The 4,167-nt window shown below is 73.8% G+C and carries 1 protein-coding gene (only partly in view); it reads left to right on the top strand.

Features of this window, described 5'->3' with window-relative positions:
• Positions 1-74 precede the first annotated feature (74 nt).
• A protein-coding gene (locus ACLJPY_RS02055) for a type I polyketide synthase (protein WP_410586243.1) crosses the window boundary here: on the top strand, positions 75-4,167 show its 5' portion. The gene runs 22,961 nt beyond the window's last position; only the first 4,093 of its 27,054 coding nucleotides appear in the window; it begins with the start codon at positions 75-77; its stop codon lies beyond the right edge, outside the window.

Below are 4,167 nucleotides of genomic sequence, written 5' to 3'. Positions count from 1 at the left end.
ACGGTTTTCGCCGGCACGGTTGGGGTTGAAGGATGCAGGAGCAGCAGGACAAGGTTGTCGAGTACCTGAGGCGCGTGACTGTCGACCTCCGGCAGGCGCAGCAGCGGGTCCGGGAGCTGGAGAACCGCGACCGCGAGCCCATCGCGATCGTCGGCATGGGCTGCCGCTACCCCGGCGGGGTGCGGTCGCCCGAAGACCTGTGGCGGCTGGTCGCCGACGGCGTCGACGCCATCTCCGGCTTCCCGGCCAACCGCGGCTGGGACGTCGAGGGCATCTACGACCCGGACCCGGAACAGCCCGGCAAGACCTACACCCGGTCCGGCGGCTTCCTGCACGAGGCCGGCGAGTTCGACGCCGGCTTCTTCGGCATGTCCCCGCGCGAGGCACTGGCCACCGACTCTCAGCAACGTCAGTTGCTGGAAACGTCGTGGGAAGCGCTGGAGCGGGCCGGCATCGACCCGCTTTCCCTGCGCGGCAGCCGCACCGGCGTGTTCGCCGGCGTCATGTACAACGACTACAACCGCCTCATCGGCGGCAGCGAATACGAGGGCTACCAAGGCACCGGCAGCGCGCCCAGCGTGCTCTCCGGTCGCGTCTCCTACACGCTGGGCCTGGAGGGGCCCTCGGTCAGCGTGGACACGGCCTGCTCGTCTTCGCTGGTCGCCCTGCACATCGCGGCGCAGGCGCTGCGCAACGACGAGTGCACGCTGGCCCTGGCCGGCGGCGTCACCGTGATGTCCACCCCGCGCACCTTCCTCGACATGTCCCGCCAGCGTGGCCTGTCCGAGGACGGCCGCTGCAAGTCCTACGCGGAGTCCGCCGACGGCGTCGGCTGGGCCGAGGGCGTCGGCGTGCTGGTGCTCGAACGGTTGTCCGACGCCCGCCGCAACGGCCACCAGGTGCTGGCCGTTGTGCGCGGCAGCGCCATCAACCAGGACGGCGCTTCGAACGGCCTGACGGCACCGAACGGTCCTTCGCAGCAGCGGGTGATCCGCCAGGCGCTGGCGTCGGCCGGTCTGTCCACTCACGACATCGACGTGGTGGAAGGCCACGGCACCGGCACCACGCTGGGCGACCCGATCGAGGCCCAGGCGCTGCTGGCGACCTACGGCCAGGGCCGGGAAACGCCGCTGTGGCTGGGTTCGCTGAAGTCGAACATCGGCCACACCCAGGCCGCGGCCGGGGTGGCCGGGGTGATCAAGATGGTCATGGCGATGCGGCACGGTGTGCTGCCGCGCACGTTGCACGTCGACGCGCCGTCTTCCCACGTGGACTGGAACGCCGGCGCGGTGAACCTGCTGACCGAGACGCGCGACTGGCCCGCGGTGGATCGGCCGCGCCGGGCGGCGGTGTCGTCGTTCGGGATCAGCGGCACCAACGCCCACACCATCATCGAGCAGGCCGAAACGGTCGAGGAGCCCGCGCCCGCACCCGCGCGCGAGCCGGTGCGGGTGCCGTGGCTGCTCGCGGGCCGCACCGCCGAGGCGCTGCGCGGCCAAGCCGCCGTCCTGGCCGACCGGCTGGCCACCCTCGACGCCGACGCGGTCGACGTCGGCTGGTCCCTCGTCTCCTCTCGCTCCGCTTTCGAACACCGCGCCGTGGTCCTGGCCGAGGACCGCGAGAGCGGCGCCGAGGCGTTGCGCACCTGGCTGGCCGAGGGCGCGCACCCGGACGTCAGCGCCGGGGTCCTCAGCCGCGGCAAGGTCGCGGTGTTGTTCTCGGGTCAGGGCGCGCAGCGGGCGGGGATGGGCCGTGAGCTGGCCGAGCGGTTCCCGGTGTTCGCGGCGGCCCTGGAGGAAATTCTATCCACTTTGGATATCGGCGGGCTGCGCGAGGCGATGTGGTCCGGCGACGGCCTGGAGCGGACCGAGTTCACGCAGCCGGCGTTGTTCGCGGTCGAGGTGGCGTTGTTCCGGCTGGCCGAGTCGTGGGGCGTCAAGCCGGACTACGTGGCCGGGCACAGCATCGGCGAGATTTCGGCGGCGCACGTGGCCGGGGTGCTGTCGTTGGCCGACGCGTGCCGGTTGGTGGCGGCTCGGGGCCGGTTGATGCAGGCGCTGCCCGCCGGGGGCGCGATGCTGGCCGTGCAGGCCACCGAAGCCGAGGCCACGGACTGGATCAAGGGCACCCGGGTGGCCGTCGCCGCCGTCAACGGGCCCGACGCGGTCGTGCTCGCCGGGCCGGAAGACGAGGTGCTGGCCCTGGCCGAGGGCCGCCGGGCCAAGCGGCTGCCGGTTTCGCACGCGTTCCACTCCGGCCTGATGGACCCGATGCTGGCCGAGTTCGCCCAGGTCCTGGAGGGGATGGAGTTCCACCGTCCGGAGATTCCCGTGGTCTCCAACCTCAGCGGGCGGTTCGAGACCCAGTTCGACGCCGGCTACTGGCTGCGGCACGTGCGCGGGACCGTCCGCTTCGCCGACACCCTGCGCTGTCTCTACGACCACGACACCCGCACGTTCCTGGAACTGGGCCCGGACGCCACGCTCACCACGCACACGGCCGTGCTCGACGGCGTCGTGGCGATCCCCGCACTGCGCAAGGAGAAGCCCGAAGCCGACTCCTTCGTCCGAGCCGCGGCCCAGCTGCACCTGCACGGGGTGGCCGTGGACTGGACGGCGTTGTTCGGCCCGCTCGAGCCGCGCCGGACGGACCTGCCCACCTACGCCTTCCAGCACCGCACCTACTGGCCGGCGACCCGGGCCGTGGTCGGCGACGCGTCGGGCCTGGGGCAGCAGGTCACCGGGCACCCGCTGCTGGCCGCGGCCGTCCCGATGGCCGACGCCTCCGGAGTTGTGCTGACCGGGCGGCTCTCCCGGCACTCGCACCCGTGGCTGTCCGACCACGTCGTCGGCGACCGGATCCTGTTCCCGGGCACCGGGTTCGTGGAGCTGGCGGTGCGCGCCGGGGACGAGGTCGGCTGCGGCCGGGTCGAGGAGCTGACCCTGCTGGCCCCGCTGGTCGTGCCCGCCCAGGACGGCGTGCAGGTGCAGGTCCGGGTGGACGCGGCCGCCGACGACGGCCGCCGCACGATCACCGTGTACTCCCGCGTGGAGGGCGGCGAGTGGACGCAGCACGCCGCCGGCACCCTCGCGGCGGACGCGGCCGAGCCGGATCCCGGCCCGTTCGCGGTCTGGCCGCCGACCGGGGCGCGCCCGGCCGAAGTGACGGACTTCTACGCCGGACTGGCCGGCCGCGGCCTGCACTACGGCCCTGTCTTCCAGGGCGTGCGGGCGGTCTGGCAGGGGAGTGCGGGCGAGTGGTTCGCCGAGGTCACCCTGCCGGCGGAGACCGGCACGGACGGGTTCGGCGTGCACCCGGCGCTGCTGGACTCGGCGCTGCACGCCATCGGCCTCACCGGGGCGGGCGGCGACGGGCGCGGCCCCGCACTGCCGTTCGCCTGGCAGGACGTGAGCCTGCACGCCAGTGGCGCCACCGCCCTGCGGGTGCGGCTGGTGCGCAACGCGGATGACAGCGTGACGCTGTCGGCGGTGGACCCGGCGGGTGCGCCGGTGATCAGCGTCGGCGGGTTGACGCTGCGGGCCGCCGACCTGTCGGCGGCTGCGGCCGACGGGTTGTTCGAGGTGCGGTGGAGCCCGGTGACCGGGACGGCGCTCACCGGAGTGTCCCGGGTGGCCGTGCTCGGTGCCGAAGACGTCGCCGCGGCCCTGCGGACCACCGGGGTGGAGGTCACCACGGCCGACGACCTGGCTTCGCTGGCGGGACCGGACGTTCCGCGGGTCGTGCTGGCGCGGGTGCCGGTGCCGGACGGCGCCGACGTCGTGGCCGGGGCGCACGCGGCGAGCCGGGCGGTGCTGGACCTGGTGCGGCGGTGGCTGGCCGAGGAGGCGTTCGCCGGTTCGCGGCTGGTCGTGCTGACCCGCGGTGCCGAGGTGGTGACCGCGCCGGTGCTCGGTCTGGTGCGCAGTGCGCGTTCGGAGCACCCGGATCGGTTCGGGCTGCTGGACCTCGACCCGGCGGCCGAAGTGGACGGTGGGTTGCTGGTCGCCGCCCTGGGCAGCGGCTCGAGCGAGGTGCGGTTGCGTGACGGCGTCGTGCTCACCGGCGCGCTGCACGGTGCGGACGCCGGCCTGCCGCTGCCGGGCACGCCCGCGTGGCGGCTGACCATGGTGCAGCAGGGTTCCGTCGACGGCGTTTCACTGGAGCCGT

Source organism: Amycolatopsis sp. lyj-23 (genome assembly GCF_046549135.1).
Lineage (GTDB): Bacteria > Actinomycetota > Actinomycetes > Mycobacteriales > Pseudonocardiaceae > Amycolatopsis.
This window is presented reverse-complemented; position numbering and strand designations above follow the sequence as displayed.